The 18,146-nt window shown below is 68.1% G+C and carries 17 protein-coding genes; 12 read left to right on the top strand and 5 right to left on the bottom strand.

Features of this window, described 5'->3' with window-relative positions; all coding sequences use genetic code 11:
• Complete coding sequence (locus LTI14_RS03300; RefSeq protein ID WP_241475791.1) at window positions 1-1,611, top strand: mechanosensitive ion channel domain-containing protein; 1,611 nt, start codon at window positions 1-3, stop codon at window positions 1,609-1,611.
• Window positions 1,612-1,687: 76 nt separating this feature from the next.
• Here LTI14_RS03300 and LTI14_RS03295 read toward each other — a convergent pair whose 3' ends face one another.
• Entirely contained in the window at window positions 1,688-2,671 is a 984-nt protein-coding gene (locus tag LTI14_RS03295) for an SDR family NAD(P)-dependent oxidoreductase (protein WP_241475790.1), read from the bottom strand.
• 94 nt (window positions 2,672-2,765) lie between these two features.
• On the opposite strand from LTI14_RS03295, the gene LTI14_RS03290 reads away from it, so the two are divergent.
• Window positions 2,766-3,173, top strand: a complete 408-nt coding sequence (locus LTI14_RS03290; RefSeq protein WP_241463662.1) for a hypothetical protein — start codon at window positions 2,766-2,768, stop codon at window positions 3,171-3,173.
• Window positions 3,174-3,176: 3 nt separating this feature from the next.
• Here LTI14_RS03290 and LTI14_RS03285 read toward each other — a convergent pair whose 3' ends face one another.
• Entirely contained in the window at window positions 3,177-3,986 is an 810-nt protein-coding gene (locus tag LTI14_RS03285) for an MBL fold metallo-hydrolase (protein ID WP_241463663.1), read from the bottom strand.
• Window positions 3,987-4,024: 38 nt separating this feature from the next.
• Here LTI14_RS03285 and LTI14_RS03280 point away from each other — a divergent pair, with 38 nt between their 5' ends.
• Window positions 4,025-5,173: a glutathione S-transferase family protein gene (locus tag LTI14_RS03280; RefSeq protein WP_241475789.1), complete on the top strand. Its 1,149-nt coding sequence runs from the start codon at window positions 4,025-4,027 to the stop codon at window positions 5,171-5,173.
• A 129-nt stretch (window positions 5,174-5,302) separates the two neighbouring features.
• Window positions 5,303-6,094: an SGNH/GDSL hydrolase family protein gene (locus LTI14_RS03275; RefSeq protein ID WP_241463665.1), complete on the top strand. Its 792-nt coding sequence runs from the start codon at window positions 5,303-5,305 to the stop codon at window positions 6,092-6,094.
• A 30-nt stretch (window positions 6,095-6,124) separates the two neighbouring features.
• Here the strand turns inward: LTI14_RS03275 and LTI14_RS03270 are convergent, their stop codons facing one another.
• Window positions 6,125-7,420 (bottom strand): aspartate aminotransferase family protein, encoded by a 1,296-nt coding sequence (locus LTI14_RS03270; protein ID WP_241475788.1) that lies wholly within the window; start codon window positions 7,418-7,420, stop codon window positions 6,125-6,127.
• A 238-nt stretch (window positions 7,421-7,658) separates the two neighbouring features.
• Between LTI14_RS03270 and LTI14_RS03265 the strand changes: the two genes are divergently transcribed.
• The 8 genes from LTI14_RS03265 to LTI14_RS03230 all read left to right on the top strand — a co-directional run bounded on the left by LTI14_RS03265 (window position 7,659) and on the right by LTI14_RS03230 (window position 16,666).
• Window positions 7,659-9,137 carry an NAD-dependent succinate-semialdehyde dehydrogenase gene (locus LTI14_RS03265; protein WP_241470273.1) on the top strand — a complete coding sequence of 493 codons (1,479 nt, stop codon included), beginning with the start codon at window positions 7,659-7,661 and terminating at the stop codon, window positions 9,135-9,137.
• A gap of 179 nt (window positions 9,138-9,316) precedes the next feature.
• Window positions 9,317-11,173, top strand: coding sequence for a molecular chaperone DnaK (dnaK, locus tag LTI14_RS03260; RefSeq protein WP_241470272.1), 1,857 nt, complete (start codon window positions 9,317-9,319; stop codon window positions 11,171-11,173).
• Between the two features lie 13 nt (window positions 11,174-11,186).
• Window positions 11,187-11,948 carry a nucleotide exchange factor GrpE gene (locus LTI14_RS03255; RefSeq protein WP_241463669.1) on the top strand — a complete coding sequence of 254 codons (762 nt, stop codon included), beginning with the start codon at window positions 11,187-11,189 and terminating at the stop codon, window positions 11,946-11,948.
• A gap of 31 nt (window positions 11,949-11,979) precedes the next feature.
• Window positions 11,980-12,975: a DnaJ C-terminal domain-containing protein gene (locus tag LTI14_RS03250; protein ID WP_241475787.1), complete on the top strand. Its 996-nt coding sequence runs from the start codon at window positions 11,980-11,982 to the stop codon at window positions 12,973-12,975.
• A gap of 44 nt (window positions 12,976-13,019) precedes the next feature.
• Window positions 13,020-13,454, top strand: coding sequence for a heat shock protein transcriptional repressor HspR (locus LTI14_RS03245; RefSeq protein ID WP_241475829.1), 435 nt, complete (start codon window positions 13,020-13,022; stop codon window positions 13,452-13,454).
• 71 nt (window positions 13,455-13,525) lie between these two features.
• A complete protein-coding gene (locus LTI14_RS03240; RefSeq protein ID WP_241475786.1) occupies window positions 13,526-15,466 on the top strand; it encodes a penicillin-binding transpeptidase domain-containing protein in 1,941 nt (646 codons plus the stop codon).
• A 2-nt stretch (window positions 15,467-15,468) separates the two neighbouring features.
• A complete protein-coding gene (gene trmB / locus LTI14_RS03235) occupies window positions 15,469-16,413 on the top strand; it encodes a tRNA (guanosine(46)-N7)-methyltransferase TrmB (protein WP_241470269.1) in 945 nt (314 codons plus the stop codon).
• A 106-nt stretch (window positions 16,414-16,519) separates the two neighbouring features.
• Entirely contained in the window at window positions 16,520-16,666 is a 147-nt protein-coding gene (locus LTI14_RS03230; protein ID WP_241470268.1) for a hypothetical protein, read from the top strand.
• On the opposite strand, the gene LTI14_RS03225 is transcribed toward LTI14_RS03230, so the two are convergent.
• Window positions 16,648-16,977: a winged helix-turn-helix domain-containing protein gene (locus LTI14_RS03225; RefSeq protein WP_241475785.1), complete on the bottom strand. Its 330-nt coding sequence runs from the start codon at window positions 16,975-16,977 to the stop codon at window positions 16,648-16,650. The genes LTI14_RS03230 and LTI14_RS03225 overlap by 19 nt on opposite strands.
• A gap of 120 nt (window positions 16,978-17,097) precedes the next feature.
• Complete coding sequence (locus tag LTI14_RS13205; RefSeq protein WP_241463674.1) at window positions 17,098-18,135, bottom strand: CPBP family intramembrane glutamic endopeptidase; 1,038 nt, start codon at window positions 18,133-18,135, stop codon at window positions 17,098-17,100.
• Window positions 18,136-18,146 lie beyond the last annotated feature (11 nt).

The raw sequence follows: 18,146 nt of genomic DNA, 5'->3' as shown, positions 1-18,146 counted from the left end.
ATGGATTTCTCGTCGAGCTTCCTGGCGCCCGCTGTGCCGCAGACCGCCGATCTCGCTCCCGAGGAGACGGCGCCCACCGAAGGGGTCGGTGACATCGTCGAGGAGAGCGTCCCTGAGGGACTCGAAACCCTGATCGCCGAACAGGGCCCGTTCTTCGGCATCATCACCGGCCTGATCATCGCGGTGGTGATCGCCCTGGTGGTCACCGTGATGTCCTCGATGCTGCTGAAGCAGATCTTCCGGCACAACGATGGGGTCAAGCATGCGGTGAACCGGACCAGGACCCCGCTGTTCGTCACCCTGGTGCTGATCGGAACCTGGTTCACGCTGAACATCACGCTGCGCGCCGCCGAGTGGTTCCTGCCGGTCTCCTTCGTGCTGCTGGTCGCCGTGGTGATCGGGATCGCCTGGTGGGCGCTGCGGATCGTACGGATCGCCGAGGCGATGATCTATTCGAAATACATCGGTCACTCCGAGGGTGAGCTGGATGTGGAGGACCGGCGCGGCCGCCGTCTGGCCACCCAGGTCTCCCTGATCCGGCGGATCCTCACCGCGGTCATCATCACCGTGGCGGTGGCGGCGATCCTGTTGATGATCCCGCAGGTGCGCGCACTCGGCGCCGGCCTGCTCGCCTCCGCCGGCGTGGCCTCGGTGGTGGTCGGCCTGGCGATGCAGTCGGTGCTCACCAACGTCTTCGCCGGCATCCAGCTGGCCTTCACCGATTCGATCCGCGCAGGAGACGTCGTCGTGGTCGAGGGCAACTTCGGCACAGTGGAGGACATCACGCTCACCGCCGTGGTCATCAAGTCCTGGGACGAGCGCAGGTTCATCTATCCCTCCAGCTACTTCGTGGCCACCCCCTTCGAGAACTGGACCCGGGTGGGCACCGACATCCTGGGCACCGTGGAGCTCGACGTCGACTGGCGCGTCCCGATGGATCCGCTGCGGGCCCGGCTGAAGCGGCTGCTCGATTCTGCCGACCTCTGGGACGGCAGGGACTACTCGCTGCAGGTCACCGACGCCGTGGGCGGCATGATCAAGGCACGGGTCGTGGTCTCCGCGCGGAACTCCGGGGAACTCTGGGACCTGCGCTGCCTGATCCGTGAGGATCTGGTGAACTACCTGCGCGCCGAGCACCCCTATGCGGTGTTCACCCAGCGGATGCTGCTGACCAATGAGGAGGCGCTGGCGAAGGCTCCCGCGCCGGTGCGCACCGGGCAGGTCGGCGTCGTCGATCCCGGCGCAGATTCTCAGCCGGTGACCCAGGCGGGGGAGGGGGCTTCGGTCTTCACCGGCTCGATCGCCGCCGTGCAGCGTAACCGAGAGTTCTCCGGCCCCGGAGCCGAGGCCTACCGCGAGCGGCTTGAACGGCAGGAGGAGCGCCAGGACGGCCATGAGCTCGACGCCGACGGCACCGCCTATCCCGAGGATGCCGCGCCCACGCCGGCGGTCACCCCGCTGAAGACTGATGCGCCGCAGGAACGGGACGTTTCGGCGACGCGGAAGGTGTCGGCGAACGAGGAGGTCGAGGATGCGGAGGAGGAGGCCTTCGGTGCTGCGGCGACACGGCGTCCGGGCGAGGTGCCGCCTCGGCCTGGTTCATCGCGCTGAGCTCCCGATCGCGCTGAGCTCCCGTCAGCGCTGAGGACGCCGCTGGGTTGAGGCTCCGACCGCAGGTCGGTCCTGCTCACTCCTTCGGCGGCTGGGACTCTCGGTTGGCGCTGCCCTTGGCGGAGCTCTTGGCCTTCGCCGACTTATAGGCGTTGACGGTCTTGATCGCGTCGGTGGTCGGCTCCGCGGTGCCGTCACCGGTCCCGTACTCCGCACTCACCGAGGAGTCGCGATTCGCAGCGCGGAAGTCGCTCGCTCCTGCGGTCTCGCCCTCTGAGTCCTCACCGTTTTCAGGAGACCCGGTGCGCTTGTCCACGGCCCACTGCACCACCGAGTCGGGCATGAAGCGCAGTCCGGCGGTGAGCATCTGGTAGCTGCGCGCCGGCACGCAGGTCGAGGCGCCCTGGGCATTGGCAGTCAGCGCCTGGCGGACGACGTCGTCGGCGTCCAGCCACATCCAGCGCTTGACGGACTTGATCTTGATCCCAGAACGCTGGTGGAACTCGGTGCGCACCAGGCCGGGCACGAGCGCGGTCACGGTCACCCCGCGCGAGCGCAGCTGCGAATGCAGCCCCTTGGAGAAGTTGATCACCCAGGACTTCGCCGCGGAGTAGGTCCCGGTGGAGATGTATCCGGCCGTCGAGGCCACATTGATGATCCGCCCGCCGCGGCGACGCACCATCGCGTTGGCCGCAGTGTGGGAGAGCTCCATGGTGGTCTGCACATGCAGGCGCAGCAGCTTGCGCTCGTCGTCGAGGTCCGAGTCGATGAAGTCTGTGGCCAGCCCGTGCCCGGCGTTGTTCACCAGCAGGTGCACCGGATTCGTTCGGTCGGCGAGCCGCTCCTGGACCGCCGCCACGCCGTCGTCGGTCACCAGGTCCGCGACGATGACCGAGGTCCTCACCCCGTATTGGGAGGACATGGACTCGGCCTGCATCCGCAGGCGCTTCCCGTCGCGGGCGACCAGGACGAGGTTGTAGCCCTGTGCAGCCAGCTGGCGCGCGAACGCTGCGCCGAGGCCGGCGGTGGAACCGGTGATGACGGCCGTATGGTTGCTCATGCTCGCTATCCTAGAGTGCAGAGATGTGCGGAGCAGTCAGCATTGCACGCGGCGTGCTTCGTCTGGCCTCCGCAGGAACACAACAGGAGGATCATTGCGCTGGAAGAAACGGGCCGCATGGGGGCGGCGTCCCTTGGCGGTCGAAGAGTGGGCGGTGCTCCATGCCGAGGTCATTGCGGAGGACCTGATAGCTGTGGACGACGCGGTGGAGGAGCTCACCGGGTTCATGGACCCCTTCCGTGCCGACGTCGAGGAGGGCCCCCTGGTGGGAGTCACCGACGGCCAGCTCTCTGTCGCCAAGAGAGAGTTCCACGACCAGCGGGGCCGCCGCGGGCTGAAGCTGAGCTTCTACGCCGCAGGGGCGGCGACCGGCACCGGGAACGACGCCTTCGACCGGTTGAACTCCGCGGCTTCGGCGCTGCTGGATCATCTCAATGCCGAGGGCATCACGGTGGAGTCGATCCGCTGGACCGAGGCGGACCACATGACGCGGCCGTTCTAGCGTTCAGCGTTCGCCCAGGTGTTGCAGATGCTGCAGCTGAGCCGCCGCGATCTTGGTCGTGATCCCGGCCGGAAGCCCGGCGCGTTCACCGTAGATCAGCTTTCCCAGGGTCGCCGCATCCAGCGAGGTTCCGTCATTCTCGGCGGTGCGCAGCAGCTCACGGACCTGCTCCAGGCGCTCGATCCGGTGGGCCAGATAGCGCCGAGCCGCCTCGGCCACACTGGGCTGAGCCGGACCATGAGCCGGAAGCAGCCTGGCCCGGGCGTGCTCGCTGAGCCTTCTCAGACTCTGCAGATAGTCGGTGAGCGTCCCGTCGGGGTGATCGAGCATCGTCGTGCCCTCGCCCAGAATGGTGTCTCCGGTGAACATCGCCTGTTCATGGCGATCGGCGTCTCCATGCAGCCAGAAGCAGACCGAATCCGAGGTGTGCCCCGGGGTGTGCAGCACGCTCAGCCGCAGACCGCCCAGCTCGATGATCTCGCCGTCGGTCAGCGCCGCGGCTGGCTGGTCGGGAAGCCCGATGCACTGCTCCCGGCTGTGGCCGCGCACCGGCGCCGCGAAGGCTTCGCTGAAGCTCGCGGCAGCCCCGGTGTGGTCAGCATGACGGTGTGTGACCAGGATCTGTGCGACCCGGCGAGGGCCGACGACGGCGCGCACCTGCGCCAGATGCTCCGGGTGACCGGCCGGCCCGGGATCGATGATCACCACCTGTTGCGCCAGATCGGCGCCCAGGACATAGGTGTTGGTCCCCTGCAGCGTCATCGGGGAGGGGTTCTCGCAGGTGATCCGCTGCACCGGGCTGGCCTGAGACATGATCTCAGCCTACCGATGCCGACGCGTAGGCTGAGCCCATGGCCCAGAACAGCGAATCCCACCAGCACGAGCCGCAGAAGACGGCAGGCACCGAGCACTCCACCAAGGGTGCGTATGTGACCGGGGGAGAGTTCACCCGCGACACCAACTACATCGAGGATCGTGTCGTCGCCGATCCGCAGGCCGCCCAGTCAGCGCCGCAGGAAGAGTCATCCTCCATCGGAGATCCGCGCCTGACAGGACTCACCGAGGGCGGACAGGCCTGGCCGGTCGAACCGGGCCGCTACCGGCTCGTGGCCGCCCGCGCCTGCCCCTGGGCCCACCGCTCCATCATCATCCGCCGGCTGCTGGGCCTGGAGGACGCGATCTCGCTGGGCGCCCCCGGACCCACCCATGACGCGCGCTCCTGGACCTTCGACCTCGACGAGGGCGGGGTGGACCCGGTGCTCGGCACCGAGCGGCTGCAGGAGAACTACTTCGCCCGCTTCCCCGACTACCCGCGCGGGATCACCGTCCCGGCGCTGGTCGATGTCCCCACCGGAGGGGTGGTCACCAACAACTATCCGCAGCTGACCTTCGACCTCTCCACGCAGTGGCGAGAGCACCACCGCACCGGCGCCCCGGACCTGCTCCCGGAGGACAAGCTCGACGAGATGCTGCCGGTGATCAAGCGGATCTTCACCGAGGTCAACAACGGCGTCTACCGCGCAGGCTTCGCCGGCTCACAGAGCGCCTACCAGGACGCCTACGATCGGCTCTTCACCGCACTGGACTGGCTCGAGTCCCACCTGTCCGAACGCCGCTATCTGATGGGCGAGCACATCACCGAGGCCGATGTGCGACTGTTCACCACACTGGTCCGCTTCGACCCGGTGTATCACGGGCACTTCAAGTGCAACCGGAACAAGCTCACCGAGATGCCGAACCTCTGGGCCTACGCCCGAGACCTGTTCCAGACTCCGGGCTTCGGGGACACGGTGGACTTCGACCAGATCAAGCGGCACTACTACGAGGTCCACGAGGACCTCAACCCGACCCAGATCGTCCCGGTCGGACCGGACCTGGGGAACTGGCTGGGCGAGCACGGTCGCGAGGCCCTCGGCGGTTCACCCTTCGGCACCGGTACGGCTCCGGGTCCGGTGGCCGCCTCGGAGCAGCCAGGCGGGGCCAACCCGCTCTACCGCTGATCGGTTGACGCCCATCTGGAGGTCGTCGTCCCACCTGGTGGCGTCGACCCCGCCAGGTTCAGTCCTGGCCAGCCCACCGGTAGGGTTGCTGCAGAGAGTACGCCAGCCGCATGCGAACGGGAGGGCTCAATGTCCGCATCAGATCAACTCGACGGTCCATTTCAGAAACGCTTCGTCGCCCTGGGGGACTCGTTCAGCGAGGGTGTGGCGGACATCGATCCGTCCAGCCCCAACGGGGTGCGCGGCTGGGCCGACCGGGTCGCCGGCCAGCTGATCTCCAACGACTCCTCCTGGGGCTACGCGAACCTCGCGGTGCGCGGCAAAAAGCTCCAGCAGGTCCTCGACGAGCAGCTGGACCCCGCGATCGGTCTGGGCCCCACCCTGGTGACCGTCTACGCCGGCGGCAATGACATCCTGCGCCCCACGGTCAACATCGACGCACTCATGGAGCGCTACCGCTGGGGTGTGGAGAAGCTCATCTCCAGCGGCGCCCGCGTGGTGCTGTTCACCGGGTTCGACTCCGGCCAGGCACCTCTGTTCAAGGCCACCCGCGGCCGGACCGCCATCTACAACGAGCACGTGCGCAAGATCGCCGCAGACCTCGATCTGGACCTGGTCGACTTCTGGCACATGCGGCAGTTCCAGGACTGGCGCTACTGGGACGAGGACCGGATGCACCTGGGCATCGCCGGGCACATGATGATGGCCAAGGAGGTGCTCAAGGTCCTCGGCGAGAAGGACGAGATCGAGGATCCCGAGGTCGACGACTCGCCTCTCGGTTCACTGCCTCAACGCGTCATCAGCGAGCTGACCTGGACCAAGGACTATCTCTACCCCTGGCTCAGGCGACGCGTCACGCGCACCTCCTCGGGAGACGACATGTCACCGAAGTACCCGCAGCTGACCTCCCGGGTCTGGTAGCCGGAGGGCCGCCTCCGTCGCGCCTGAGTCTCAGGTGACGACGGCGGCCACGGCCTCCGACCACAGCGTCAGCGCCTGGTCCACCTCGGATTCCGAGACCACCAGCGCCGGGATGAAGCGGACCACCTCGCCCCAGGATCCGCAGATCAGCAGCAGCAGCCCACGACGGGCGGCCTCCTGCTGCACCGCCGTCGCGGTGGCAGGGTCCGGGGCGCCGTGCGCATCGCGGAACTCATTGCCCACCATCAGGCCCAGTCCACGCACCTCGGCGATGCGCTCCGCTGCGGCCCGGGCGTTCGCCTCGGCGGCGATCTCGCGCAGGCCCGCGCGCAGCTGCTCGCCGCGCGCCGCGCTGTTCTCCACCAGGCCCTCCTGTGCGATGACCTCCAGCGTGGCCACAGCCGCCGCGCAGGCCACTGCGTTCGCGCCATAGGTCCCGCCCTGGGAGCCCGGCCATGCCTTGCTCATCAGCTCCGCCGAGGCTGCGATCCCGGAGATCGGGAACCCCGAGGCGATGCCCTTGGCGAACATCATGATGTCCGGCAGTCGCGGCGAGCCCTCCGCCACGAAGTGGTCGTGCCCCCAGAACCTTCCGGTGCGCCCGAAGCCGGTCTGCACCTCGTCGATGATCACCAGGATTCCGTGCCGATCGGCACGTTCGCGAAGTCCCGCGAAGAACCGCTCATTGCCCGGCACATAGCCGCCCTCACCCAGCACCGGCTCGACCAGGAACGCCGCGGTGTCTGCCGGGTTGGACTGTGTCTGAAGCAGCAGGTCCAGCTCATCGAGCGCGAAGTCAGTGGCCTGCTCCTGGTCCCAGCCGTACTTGCGGTAGTGGCTGGGATTGGGGAACGGCGCGACGACGACGCCGGACATCAACGGGCTGAACCCTGCCCGGAACTTGGTGCCGGAGGTGGTCATCGAGGCCGCCGCCACGGTGCGTCCGTGGAAGCCGCCCTGGAACACCACGATGTTCGGCCGTCCGGTGGCCTGGCGCGCCAGACGCAGCGCCGCCTCAGCCGCCTCGGATCCCGAGTTGGAGAAGAAGACCGAGTCCAGACCTTCCGGGAGCACCTCGGAGAGCCGCTCGGTGAGAGTCAACAGCGGCTGGTGCATGATCGTGGTGTATTGGCCGTGGATCAGGCTCCCCACCTGCGCCTGCGCGGCGGCGACCACATGCGGATGGCAGTGCCCGGTGCTGGTGACCCCGATGCCGGCGGTGAAGTCCAGATGCGGCTGGCCGGCCTCGTCGTAGAGCCACACGCCCTCACCCCGGGTCGCCACCACGGGAGTCGCCTGCTTCAACTGGGGAGACAGCGTCGCCATCGAGAACACCTTTCGGATTGTTGACAATCTTCTTGCAGTTCAGGCTAACGGTCATCGGGGCGCATTGCCAGATATGACGTCGCAGGCCGTGGCGCGCCGTGGCGCGGGACCGGTGGTCCGCCCGGTGCGACACATGGCAGCGGTGTACAGCCAGAACGCATGACCGCGTGCCGCCGGCGGCGTAGGCTGGCCTGCGAAGGCCCACGTCACGCCCATCGCACCCTCTCAAGGAGGACACATGGCAGAGCAGACCATCACCGCAGAACGCGAATCCAGCCTGATCGAGGCCGCTCCCAAGCGCCTCTACATCGGCGGTGAATGGGTGGACGCCGAAGGCGGGGCCACCCTGGATGTCAACGATCCCTCCACCGGCAGGCTGCTCTGCACCGTGGCCGACGCCTCCGCGCAGGACGGCTGGAACGCGCTGAAGGCCGCCGAGGCCGCGCAGCCCGGACTCGCCGCGATGCCGCCCCGGGAGCGCGCGAACATCCTGATGCGCGCGTTCGAGCTGATGCACGAGCGCAAGGATGATCTCGCCCTGCTGATGACCCTGGAGATGGGCAAGCCGCTGAGCGACTCCTACGGCGAGGTCGCCTACGCCGCCGAGTTCTTCCGGCACTTCGCCGAGGAGGCCACCCGGATCAGCGGCAGCTACCAGACCGCCCCCGCCGGCGGCGCCCGCTTCCTGGTGACCAAGCAGCCGGTGGGCCCCGCGATCCTGATCACCCCCTGGAACTTCCCGCTCGCCATGGGGACCCGCAAGCTCGGTCCGGCCATCGCCGCCGGCTGCACCTCGGTGATCAAGCCTGCCGAGCTCACCCCGCTGTCGATGCTCGCGCTCGCCGACATCCTGCACGAGGCAGGCCTTCCCGCAGGTGCCGTCAATGTCCTGGTGACCTCCACCTCGGGCAAGGTGATGGAGCCGCTGATCCGCTCCGGCATCGCGCGCAAGCTCTCCTTCACCGGCTCCACCGGAGTCGGGCGCAAGCTGCTGGAGCAGGCCTCCGAGCGGGTGCTGCGCACTTCCATGGAGCTCGGCGGAAACGCAGGTTTCGTGGTCTTCGAGGACGCTGACCTCGACGCGGCCGTGGCCGGTGCGCTGCTGGCCAAGATGCGCAACACCGGCGAGGCCTGCACCGCCGCGAACCGGATCTTCGTCCACCGCTCCGTCATCGATGAGTTCGCGCAGAAGCTCTCCGCAGAGATGGAGAAGCTGCCCCTGGGCCGGGGCGTGGAGGACGGTGTGCGCGTCGGGCCGCTGGTCGACGCCAAGCAGCTGGACAAGGTCGATGAGCTGGTCACCGACGCGGTCGACGGCGGCGCCAAGGTCCTGATCGGGGGCACCCCGGTGGATCGCGAGGGCTACTTCTACCCGCCCACGGTGCTCACCGACGTGCCCGCCGGAGCGCGGATGCGTCAGGAGGAGATCTTCGGACCCGTCGCTCCGCTGACCCCCTTCGATACCGAGGACGAGGTGGTCGAGTGGATCAACTCCACCGAATACGGACTGGTCAACTACGTCTACACGGAGAGCCTGCGCCGCGGCATCCGCGTCGCCGAGGCCGTGGAGTCCGGCATGGTGGGGCTGAACCAGGGTGCGGTCTCGAACCCCGCGGCCCCGTTCGGCGGGATCAAGGAGTCGGGACTCGGTCGTGAGGGCGGCGACACCGGCATCGAGGAGTTCCTCGAGACCAAGTACATCGGCATCGCCATGTGAGCACCTTGTGGCTGCCTCTGCGGCGGCGCAGAACTCACGCGGGAATGGAATCTGTGAGGCTGTGGTTGGACCGGGAGTAGAAAGTTGAGTCACCTGCACTCAAGTCAGTTTGACACCACGTCGAGCGAGGACAAGACTTGAGTGCAGTTCACTCAACACCGCTCTCGAAAGGAGATCGCATGTCCCGCTCAGTAGGTATCGACCTCGGAACCACCAACTCGGTCGTCACAGTTCTCGAAGGTGGCGAGCCCACCGTCATCGCCAACGCCGAGGGTGCGCGCACCACCCCCTCGGTCGTCGGATTCTCCAAGTCCGGCGAGGTCCTCGTCGGCGAGGTGGCACGCCGCCAGGCCGTGTCCAACCCCGACCGCACCATCGCATCGGTCAAGCGCCACATGGGCACCGACTGGTCCACCGAGATCGACGGCAAGAAGTACACCGCGCAGGAGATCTCCGCCCGCACCCTGATGAAGCTCAAGCACGACGCCGAGTCCTACCTGGGCGAGGACGTGGCCGAAGCCGTCATCACCGTGCCGGCGTACTTCAACGACGCCGAGCGCCAGGCCACCAAGGAGGCCGGAGAGATCGCCGGTCTGAAGGTCTCCCGCATCGTCAACGAGCCCACCGCCGCGGCACTCGCCTACGGCCTGGACAAGGGCAAGGAAGACGAGCTCATCCTGGTCTTCGACCTGGGCGGCGGCACCTTCGACGTCTCCCTGCTCGAGGTCGGCAAGGATGAGGATGACTTCTCCACCATCCAGGTCCGCTCCACCTCCGGTGACAACCGCCTCGGCGGCGACGACTGGGACCAGCGGATCATGGACTGGCTCGTCGCGCAGGTCAAGGCCAAGGAGGGAGTCGACCTCTCCAAGGACAAGATCGCCGTGCCGCGTCTGAAGGAAGAGGCCGAGCGCGCCAAGAAGGAGCTCTCCTCCACCTCCAGCGCCAACATCAACATCCCCTACGCCACCCAGAACGACGGCGTCCCGGTGCACGTCAACGAGACCCTGTCTCGGGCGAAGTTCGTCGACATGACCTCGGACCTGCTGGACCGCACCAAGAAGCCGTTCAACGACGTCATCAAGGAGGCCGGGGTCAAGATCGCAGAGATCGACCACGTGATCCTCGTCGGCGGCTCCACCCGCATGCCCGCAGTCGCCGACCTGGTCAAGCAGCTCGCCGGCAAGGACGCCAACAAGGGCGTCAACCCGGACGAGGTCGTCGCCGTCGGCGCAGCCCTGCAGGCAGGCGTGCTCGCCGGTGAGCGCAAGGATGTGCTGCTCATCGACGTCACCCCGCTGTCCCTGGGCATCGAGACCAAGGGCGGAGTGATGACCAAGCTGATCGAGCGCAACACGGCCATCCCGTCGAAGCGCTCCGAGGTCTTCTCCACCGCCGAGGACAACCAGCCCTCCGTGGCGGTCCAGGTCTTCCAGGGAGAGCGCGAGTTCACCCGGGACAACAAGGCACTGGGCACCTTCGAGCTGACCGGCATCGCGCCGGCGCCCCGCGGCGTGCCCCAGGTCGAGGTCACCTTCGACATCGACGCCAACGGCATCGTCCACGTCTCCGCAAAGGACAAGGGCACCGGCACCGAGCAGTCGATGACCATCACCGGCGGCACCTCGCTGGAGAAGGAAGACATCGATCGCATGGTCGCCGACGCCGAGGCTCACGCTGAGGAGGACAAGGTCCGTCGCGAGGCCGCTGAGAAGCGCAACGCCGCCGAGTCCACCGCCTACTCCGTGGACAAGCTGCTCAAGGACAACGGCGACAAGCTGCCCGAGGAGGTCAAGACCGAGGTCCAGGCCGACGTCGACGAGCTCAAGAAGGCGCTCGAGGGCGAGGACAACGCCGACGAGGTCAACGCCGCGTACGAGAAGCTCCAGGCCTCCCAGGTCAAGATCGGCGAGGCGCTCTACGCGCAGGCCCCGGACGCCGCTGCCAATGGCACCGGCGAGCCCGCGCAGGACGAGGATGAGGACATCGTCGACGCAGAGGTCGTCGACGAAGAGGACGAAGCCGAGAAGAAGTAAGGGGGTCTGACACATGGCAGATCACAAGAACCCTGAGGTTCCCAGCGGCGAAGAGCCCGACGAGCAGGATCCCGTGCAGGACCCGCTGGCCCAGGCCGAGAAGATTCTGCAGGACCTCCCCGTGGAGGACGCCGACCCCCGTGTGGCCGAGGAGCCCGAGCTCACTCAGGCCTCCGCTGAGGACGGCATCACCGGGGGCGTCGAGACCGAGCCCGAAGAGCGGATCCAGGCGGCTGATGAGTTCCTCCGTGGCACGGAGGAGGAGACGATCGCTGACGCCGCCATGGCGATGGACCCGGAGGCGCTCCTGGCCGAGGACAGCATCCGCGAGGATGCTCCTGCCGAGGACGGCGTGCGCGAGGCCGAGCTGCAGGCTGACCTGCAGCGGCTTCAGGCCGAGTACATCAACTACCGCCGACGGGTGGAGCGCGACCGGGCGACCGAGCGCGACCGGACCAAGGGTCAGCTCATCACCGAGCTGATGCCGGTCCTGGACGACATCTCTTCGGCCCGCCAGGCCGGAGATCTACAGGATGGCCCCTTCGCGCACATCGCCACCCGGCTGGAGTCGGTGCTGCAGAGCCAGGGTCTGGAGGTGTTGGGAGAGATCGGCGAAGCATTCGATCCCAACCAGCACGAGGCCATCATGGCTCAGCCCCATGAAGAGATCCCCGCTGACCACGTGGCCATCGTGCTGCGCGCCGGCTATCGCCACGGGAACCGCCTGCTCCGGGCGGCCCAGGTGATGGTCTCTTCCGGGCCCGAGCAGAGCTGAATCTCTAAGCAGCAGAAAGGAGGGAGGCGCCATGGCCTCACAGGACTGGATCGATAAAGATTTCTACGCAATCCTCGGCGTCTCCCGCGATGCCTCCGAGGAGGACGTCAAGAAGGCGTACCGAAAGCTCGCCCGGAAGCATCATCCCGACAAGAACCCCGGTGATGATGCTGCCGAGCAGAAGTTCAAGGACGTCGCTGAGGCTCACTCCGTGCTGGCTGACAAAGAGCAGCGCGAACAGTACGACGCCGTCCGCGCCATGGGCTCGGGCGCCCGGTTCTCGGGCGGCCCGGGCCCCGGTGGGGGAGGCGGCTTCGAAGATCTCTTCGGCAACCTCTTCAACGGAGGCGCCGGCGGTGCGCGCGGCGGCTCCGGCCGCGGCGGCGCCAGCGGCCCCGACCTCTCGGACCTCTTCGGGGGACCCGGCGGGTTCGGCGGCTCCGGCCGCTTCGGCGGAGGCGGAGCCCCTGCGAAGGGCGCCGACCGCACCGCGCGGACCACCATCTCCTTCGGTGGGGCCATCCGTGGCACCACCGTGGGTCTGCGCGAGCCGGATGGCGGCGTCATCGACGTCCGGATCCCCGCGGGGATCCGGACCGGCCAGAAGGTGCGCGTGAAGGGCAAGGGTCAGCGCGGCTCCGGCGGCGCCGGTGACCTCCTGGTCGAGGTCGCCGTCTCCGGCCACAGGTTCTTCGAGCGCGAGGGCGACGACATCCGCATCCACCTGCCCGTGGCCTTCGACGAGGCGGCGCTGGGCACCGCGGTGCAGGTTCCGACGGTCCACGGCGAGAAGGTCAACATCAAGATTCCTGCCGGAGTGACCTCCGGGCGCGTGCTCCGGCTCAAGGGCCATGGCGTGCGCCGGAAGGAGAAGGGCCGCGAGGTCGCCGGCGACATGCTGGTCACGGTTCAGGTGGAGGTTCCCAAGGACCTCTCCGCCGAGGCGGTCGAGGCCGTGAGGGCCTATGCGGAAGCCACCAAGGGGCTCGATCCCCGGAAAGGCCTCGAGGCGAAGGCGGTGCTGTGATGGTGGACCCCCGGATGCGTGACCCCCGGATTCTGGACTCGCGGATGCTCGAGCCCGAACACCGGCACGCGCCGATGTTCGTCATCTCCGTGGCCGCCGAGCTCGCCGACATGCACCCGCAGACGCTGCGCCAGTATGACCGGATCGGTCTGGTCACCCCGCGGCGCCAGGGCGGGCGACATCGCAGATACTCTCCCTACAACATCGAGCAGCTCCGCCAGATCCAGCAGTTCTCCCAGGATGGGGTCTCGCTGGAGGGCATCCGCAGGATCCTCGATCTGCAGAACCGGGTGGAGGCGCTCGAAGAGACGGTGGACGCGCTGCGCCACGAGCTGCGCGAATCGCAGCGGCACTCCACCAAGCCGCGATTCTTCGCCGTGGGTCCGCACGGCGACGTCGTCACCGTCGCCCGTGGACGCCGCGCCAGGGCCAACACCCAGGCGCTGGTCCTCTGGGAGCCCGGCCCTCGTCGTCGCTGACCTGGAGACCCTTTGTGCGCACCCCGCGAGTCCTGCCCGAGACGCGCCCACGGTGCCGCAATAATCAGGTCATGTCTGTCTCCTCTCGCTCCCGGCTGATCATTCCGAGCGCGGTGGGGGTCGCGGCTGTGATGGTGCTCACCAGCTGCAGCGTCGACCCGTCCGAGACCGTGGAAGAGGCCGCCGATGCGCTGGCCTCCGCGATCTCCAGCGGTGACTTCTCCGCGCTGAGCTTTGAATCCGGAGACCCCGAGACCATGACGGCGGCCGTGGAGAATCTCCACGCGCCCTTTGAGGAGCTCACCCCTGAGGTGAGCACCGGCGAGGTCGTGCTCGATGAGCCGCCGGAGGATTCACCCCGCCCGGTCACCGCCACAGTCCCGCTTCTGCACAGCTGGGAACTGGAGGAGCTCGGCATCGAGGGCGAGGCCTGGACCTATGAGACCACCGCCGAACTGGTCTACGACCAGGAGACCGAGGTCTGGGCAGTGGAAGCCACGCCAGAGATCATCATGCCCGACTATGCCGGCACCGAGTCGATCAGCCTGGCCACCACTCCCGCCGACCGTGGCCGGATCATGGACGACGACGGACGGGCCATGGTCTACAACCGCGACGTCGTCCGGCTGGGCATCGACAAGGCCCAGCTCGCCCAGGACGGCGAGCCCGCCGATCAAGATACGCTGCGCTCCTCCGCCGGGGCGCTCGCCGAGCTGGTCGAGATCCCGGTGGACCCCTACGTCGAGAGCGTGCTCGGCGGCGGAGACCTGGCCTTCGTGGAGGCCATCACGCTGCGCCGATCCGAAGACGACGTGACCGCCACCGACGTCGAAGCGATCCCCGGCGCCTCAGGCATCTATGACCAGATGTCCTTGGCGGACTCCCGGGACTTCGCCCCGCTGCTGCTGGGCCGGGTGGGACCGGTGACCGCCGAGTCCCTGGAGGCAGACCCGAGCCTGAGCGTCGGCGACACCATCGGCACCTCCGGCATCCAGGCCTCCTACGAGCAGACCCTGCGCGGAGCTCCGGGGATGGCGATCCAGAAGGACGGCGAGCCCCTGTACTCGGTGGCCCCCGCCGACGGCGGAGACGTGGAGACCACCATGGTGCCGCGGCTGCAGAACCTCGCCCAGGAGATCGTCGAAGATCAGGACGTCTCTGGGGCGATCGTCGCCATCCGACCCTCCGACGGCGGCGTCCTGGCCGCCGCCAGCCACGACCCGGACGGCGGCCAGGTGGAGATCGCCACCCAATCCACCTACGCGCCCGGCTCCACCTTCAAGGTGGTCTCCTCGCTCGCCATGCTGCGCGACGGACTCACCCCCGACACCGATGTGAGCTGCTCGAACCAGACCACCGTGCACGGGCAGTCCTTCGGCAACTACACCGGGTTCCCCTCCGAGTACCTCGGAGACATTCCCTTCCGCGACGCGGTGGCAGTCTCCTGCAACACCGTCTTCGCCGACGCCTACGACGATGTGACCTCTGCGGAGGTCCACCAGGCCGCGCTCGACCTCGGCATCGTCGAGGAGACGCACCTGGGCGTGCCCGCACGGATGGGATCGGTGCCGCAGGACTCCGAGCTCAACCTCCATGCCTCCAATCTCTTCGGCCAGGGCGTGGTGGAGTCCTCCACCTTGGGCATGGCCACCGTGACCGCCTCGATCGCCACCGGCAGGACCGTCCATCCCCACCTGGTCGTGCCGGAGGAGTCGGAGACCCCGGAGAGCGGGATCACAGAAGCCGAGGCCGAGGACCTGCGCACGCTGATGACCGACACCGTGAACTTCGGCTCGCTGGAGTCGCTCGTGGACGTCCCGGGCGAGCGGATCTACGCCAAGACCGGCACCGCGGAGGCAGGGGACGGCGATGACTCCTACTCCCACACCTGGGTCATCGCGATGCAGGGAGACCTCGCCGTGGCGATCTTCCTCGAGGAGGGGGAGTTCGGCGGATCCACCAACGGACCGCTGCTGCAGGAGTTCCTAGAGGGGGCCTCCGCTATCCTGTAGCGGTGACTTCCCAGCCCGACATCTCCCAGCCTGACACCTCTGACCCCAAGAATTCTGACCCCGGGAACACCAATCCCGAGCACGCCGATCCCGAGCACACCGATCCCGGGGACTCCCGACCCCCGCTGCCCATGCGCCGACCGCTCTCCTTCGTCCGGCGCAGCAACCGGCTCAAGCCCAGCTACCAGCGGACCTGGGACGCGGCGCTGGGGGAGGAGCTGCTGGACATCCCGCACGGAGAGCGCGACACCTCCGTGGCCGAGGGCTTCCGCGTCGACTGGGCGGCCGAGTTCGGCCGCACCGCCCCGATCATCGTAGAGATCGGTTCGGGCTCCGGGGAGGCGGTGGCCCATGCCGCCGCCGCCAGTCCGGAGAAGGACTTCCTGGCCATCGAGGTCTACAAGCCCGGCGCCGCCCAGCTGGTCAGCAGGATCCGCCGCGAGGGGCTGAGCAACGTCCGGGTCGCCGTGGCCAATGCGCCCGAGGTCCTGGATCAGCTCTTCGCCCCCGGTCAGGTCGCCGAGGTCTGGATCTTCTTCCCCGACCCCTGGCACAAGAAGAAGCACAACAAGCGTCGGCTCGTCGATGCGGGGTTCATCGAGAGGGTCGCCAGAGTCCTGCCTGCCGGCGGAGTCTGGCGCCTGGCCACCGACTGGTCCGGCTACGCCGTGCAGATGCGCTCGCTGATCGGCGCCTCCTCCCAGTTCAGGAACCTCCATGCGGGGGAGCGGGCGGGGGATGACTCGCCGCTGACCGAGGTCCGCCTCCATGATCTGGACGCCATCTCGATGGGCAAGGAGCCGGCGCCGCTGGAGCTTCACCAGGCCCGGGACGACGACGGCGGCTGGGCTCCCCGGTTCGATGGGCGCGTCCAGACCGACTTCGAGACCAAAGCGCTGGCCGTCGGCCGCAGGATCTTTGACCTGACCTTCATCCGGGAGCCATAGCGCCAGCCCGGAACACCGAAGACGCTCGCGCCCAGTCACACCACGGCGTTCTGCCTGCCACCCTGCCTGGACCCAGGAGGAGTCACGCACGCGCTGCGGGAGAAATATGCCGCACCCGCCGGTGAGCAGCACGGTGAGCAACGTGGTGCTCGACGGCGTGCAGCGCTTCGACTTCGCCACCGGTGGGTGGGGCGGCGGCTGTGATCCGGAGACCGGCGGAGACGCTCTCGTGGGTCAGACCACCAGCCGGTAGCCGCGCTTGACCACGGTCTTGACCATCGACGGGTCAGGCAGTGATTGGCGCAGCCGCGAGACCCACATCTCAAGGGCGTGCTCTGAGCCGCAGTGCGGCAGCACCGCCAGCAGGTGTTCCCTGGAGAGCACGGCACCTTGGGCCTTCATCAGCGCGCGGAGCAGTGCCAGCGGACCCGGTGCCAGCTGGACCGGAGCCGCGTCACGATGCGGCAGGTGCAGAGTGTCGCCGCTGACCTTCATCTCCCCGGATCGGGTGTGCAGACGCAGCGCAGAGTCTCCCGCCACCGGCTGCTCGGCCGGAACCATCATCGCCGCTCCTCCCCGTGAGGCCTGGGGTCCAGGCAGCTGCTGGGCTGCCTGGACCCCAGGCTAGAGGGAGGGCGTTTCTCCGCGTTGTCGGCGGTGTGACGCTGATGTGTCCGGGACTCCTCAGCGACGCTCCTGTGAATTCTGCGGAAAGGCGCGGCGGGCGAAGATCAGCAGCCCCAGCAGCAGCAGCCCCGGCAGGATCCAGCCGGAGAGCCCCTGCAGCGTGGCCTGACGCAGGTCCACCATCTCGCCTGCGCTGGCGAACCAGAAGTGCAGGATCGCCGCGGCCGAGATCATCGACTGCGCGAACGCGGCGGGCCAGATCGAACCGGACTGCATCCGCAGCCAGGCGAGCACCCCGCCGATGATGATCGCGTAGCCGAGCATCAGCGCCAGCGCCTGGAACACCGGGGTCTGGTCATAGAAGAACCCAGCCGCCAGCAGCGGGGCGTACCAGAGCCCGGAGATCACCCCGGTGAGCACGACGGCGGCGCGAGGGCCCCAGCGCAGCTGCAGCCGGGGGAAGAGGTAGCCGCGCCAGCCCATCTCGATCCCGGCGTGGAGGAACACGCCCAGCACCGCGGCGGAGAAGATCACCCCGACCTCCACCAGCATGCCGGTGGCGATGAACTCGGTGGCGTCCTGGCCGAGCCGCGAGCTCAGGTCCTGCACGAAGATCGGCATCGAGGGGTCGAAGGGGTAGACCCCGAGCGCGCCGCCCAGCGGCAGCGCCGCGAAGCTGAAGGCGAAGAAGAGCAGCAGTCCCAGCACGGACCAGCTCAGGAGCCGGCGCACCGGGCGCAGCGGGGTGATTCCCAGCGCGTCGGTCACGCTCTGTGGTCTTAACACCCGGGCGGGCTGCGCAGTCTCCACAGAGACCGCATTCTCCCCGGGGGCCACATCCCCATGATGGCCGTAGAGCACGCCGAGCGGCTGACGGCGCTCCAGCACATAGGCGGTCACCGCGGCCAGCGCCGGGGTGAGCATGAAGAGGTTGTAGTACACACCGAGCGGTGCGCTGTTGCGCTCCTCCGGGCTCATCAGCACCATGGGCAGGGCGATCAGCCAGCCGAGCGTCAGCGCCACCAGCACGAAGGTGCTCAGGATGACGAGGGGAGTGCGCGGCGTCGTGGTCAGGGCGGAGGCAGGAACAGTCACGCGAGAACCCT

This window comes from Nesterenkonia sp. YGD6, from assembly GCF_022565895.1.
Classification (GTDB): domain Bacteria; phylum Actinomycetota; class Actinomycetes; order Actinomycetales; family Micrococcaceae; genus Nesterenkonia.
This window is presented reverse-complemented; position numbering and strand designations above follow the sequence as displayed.

Bases quoted from the DNA above. Each gene is read 5' to 3' on its own strand.
- LTI14_RS03300 (WP_241475791.1), top strand. From the start codon at position 1: ATGGATTTCTCGTCGAGCTTCCTGGCGCCCGCTGTGCCGCAGACCGCC.
- LTI14_RS03295 (WP_241475790.1), bottom strand. From the start codon at position 2,671: ATGAGCAACCATACGGCCGTCATCACCGGTTCCACCGCCGGCCTCGGC.
- LTI14_RS03285 (WP_241463663.1), bottom strand. From the start codon at position 3,986: ATGTCTCAGGCCAGCCCGGTGCAGCGGATCACCTGCGAGAACCCCTCC.
- LTI14_RS03280 (WP_241475789.1), top strand. From the start codon at position 4,025: ATGGCCCAGAACAGCGAATCCCACCAGCACGAGCCGCAGAAGACGGCA.
- LTI14_RS03275 (WP_241463665.1), top strand. From the start codon at position 5,303: ATGTCCGCATCAGATCAACTCGACGGTCCATTTCAGAAACGCTTCGTC.
- LTI14_RS03270 (WP_241475788.1), bottom strand. From the start codon at position 7,420: ATGGCGACGCTGTCTCCCCAGTTGAAGCAGGCGACTCCCGTGGTGGCG.
- LTI14_RS03265 (WP_241470273.1), top strand. From the start codon at position 7,659: ATGGCAGAGCAGACCATCACCGCAGAACGCGAATCCAGCCTGATCGAG.
- dnaK (WP_241470272.1), top strand. From the start codon at position 9,317: ATGTCCCGCTCAGTAGGTATCGACCTCGGAACCACCAACTCGGTCGTC.
- LTI14_RS03255 (WP_241463669.1), top strand. From the start codon at position 11,187: ATGGCAGATCACAAGAACCCTGAGGTTCCCAGCGGCGAAGAGCCCGAC.
- LTI14_RS03250 (WP_241475787.1), top strand. From the start codon at position 11,980: ATGGCCTCACAGGACTGGATCGATAAAGATTTCTACGCAATCCTCGGC.
- LTI14_RS03245 (WP_241475829.1), top strand. From the start codon at position 13,020: ATGCTCGAGCCCGAACACCGGCACGCGCCGATGTTCGTCATCTCCGTG.
- LTI14_RS03240 (WP_241475786.1), top strand. From the start codon at position 13,526: ATGTCTGTCTCCTCTCGCTCCCGGCTGATCATTCCGAGCGCGGTGGGG.
- LTI14_RS03230 (WP_241470268.1), top strand. From the start codon at position 16,520: ATGCCGCACCCGCCGGTGAGCAGCACGGTGAGCAACGTGGTGCTCGAC.
- LTI14_RS03225 (WP_241475785.1), bottom strand. From the start codon at position 16,977: ATGATGGTTCCGGCCGAGCAGCCGGTGGCGGGAGACTCTGCGCTGCGT.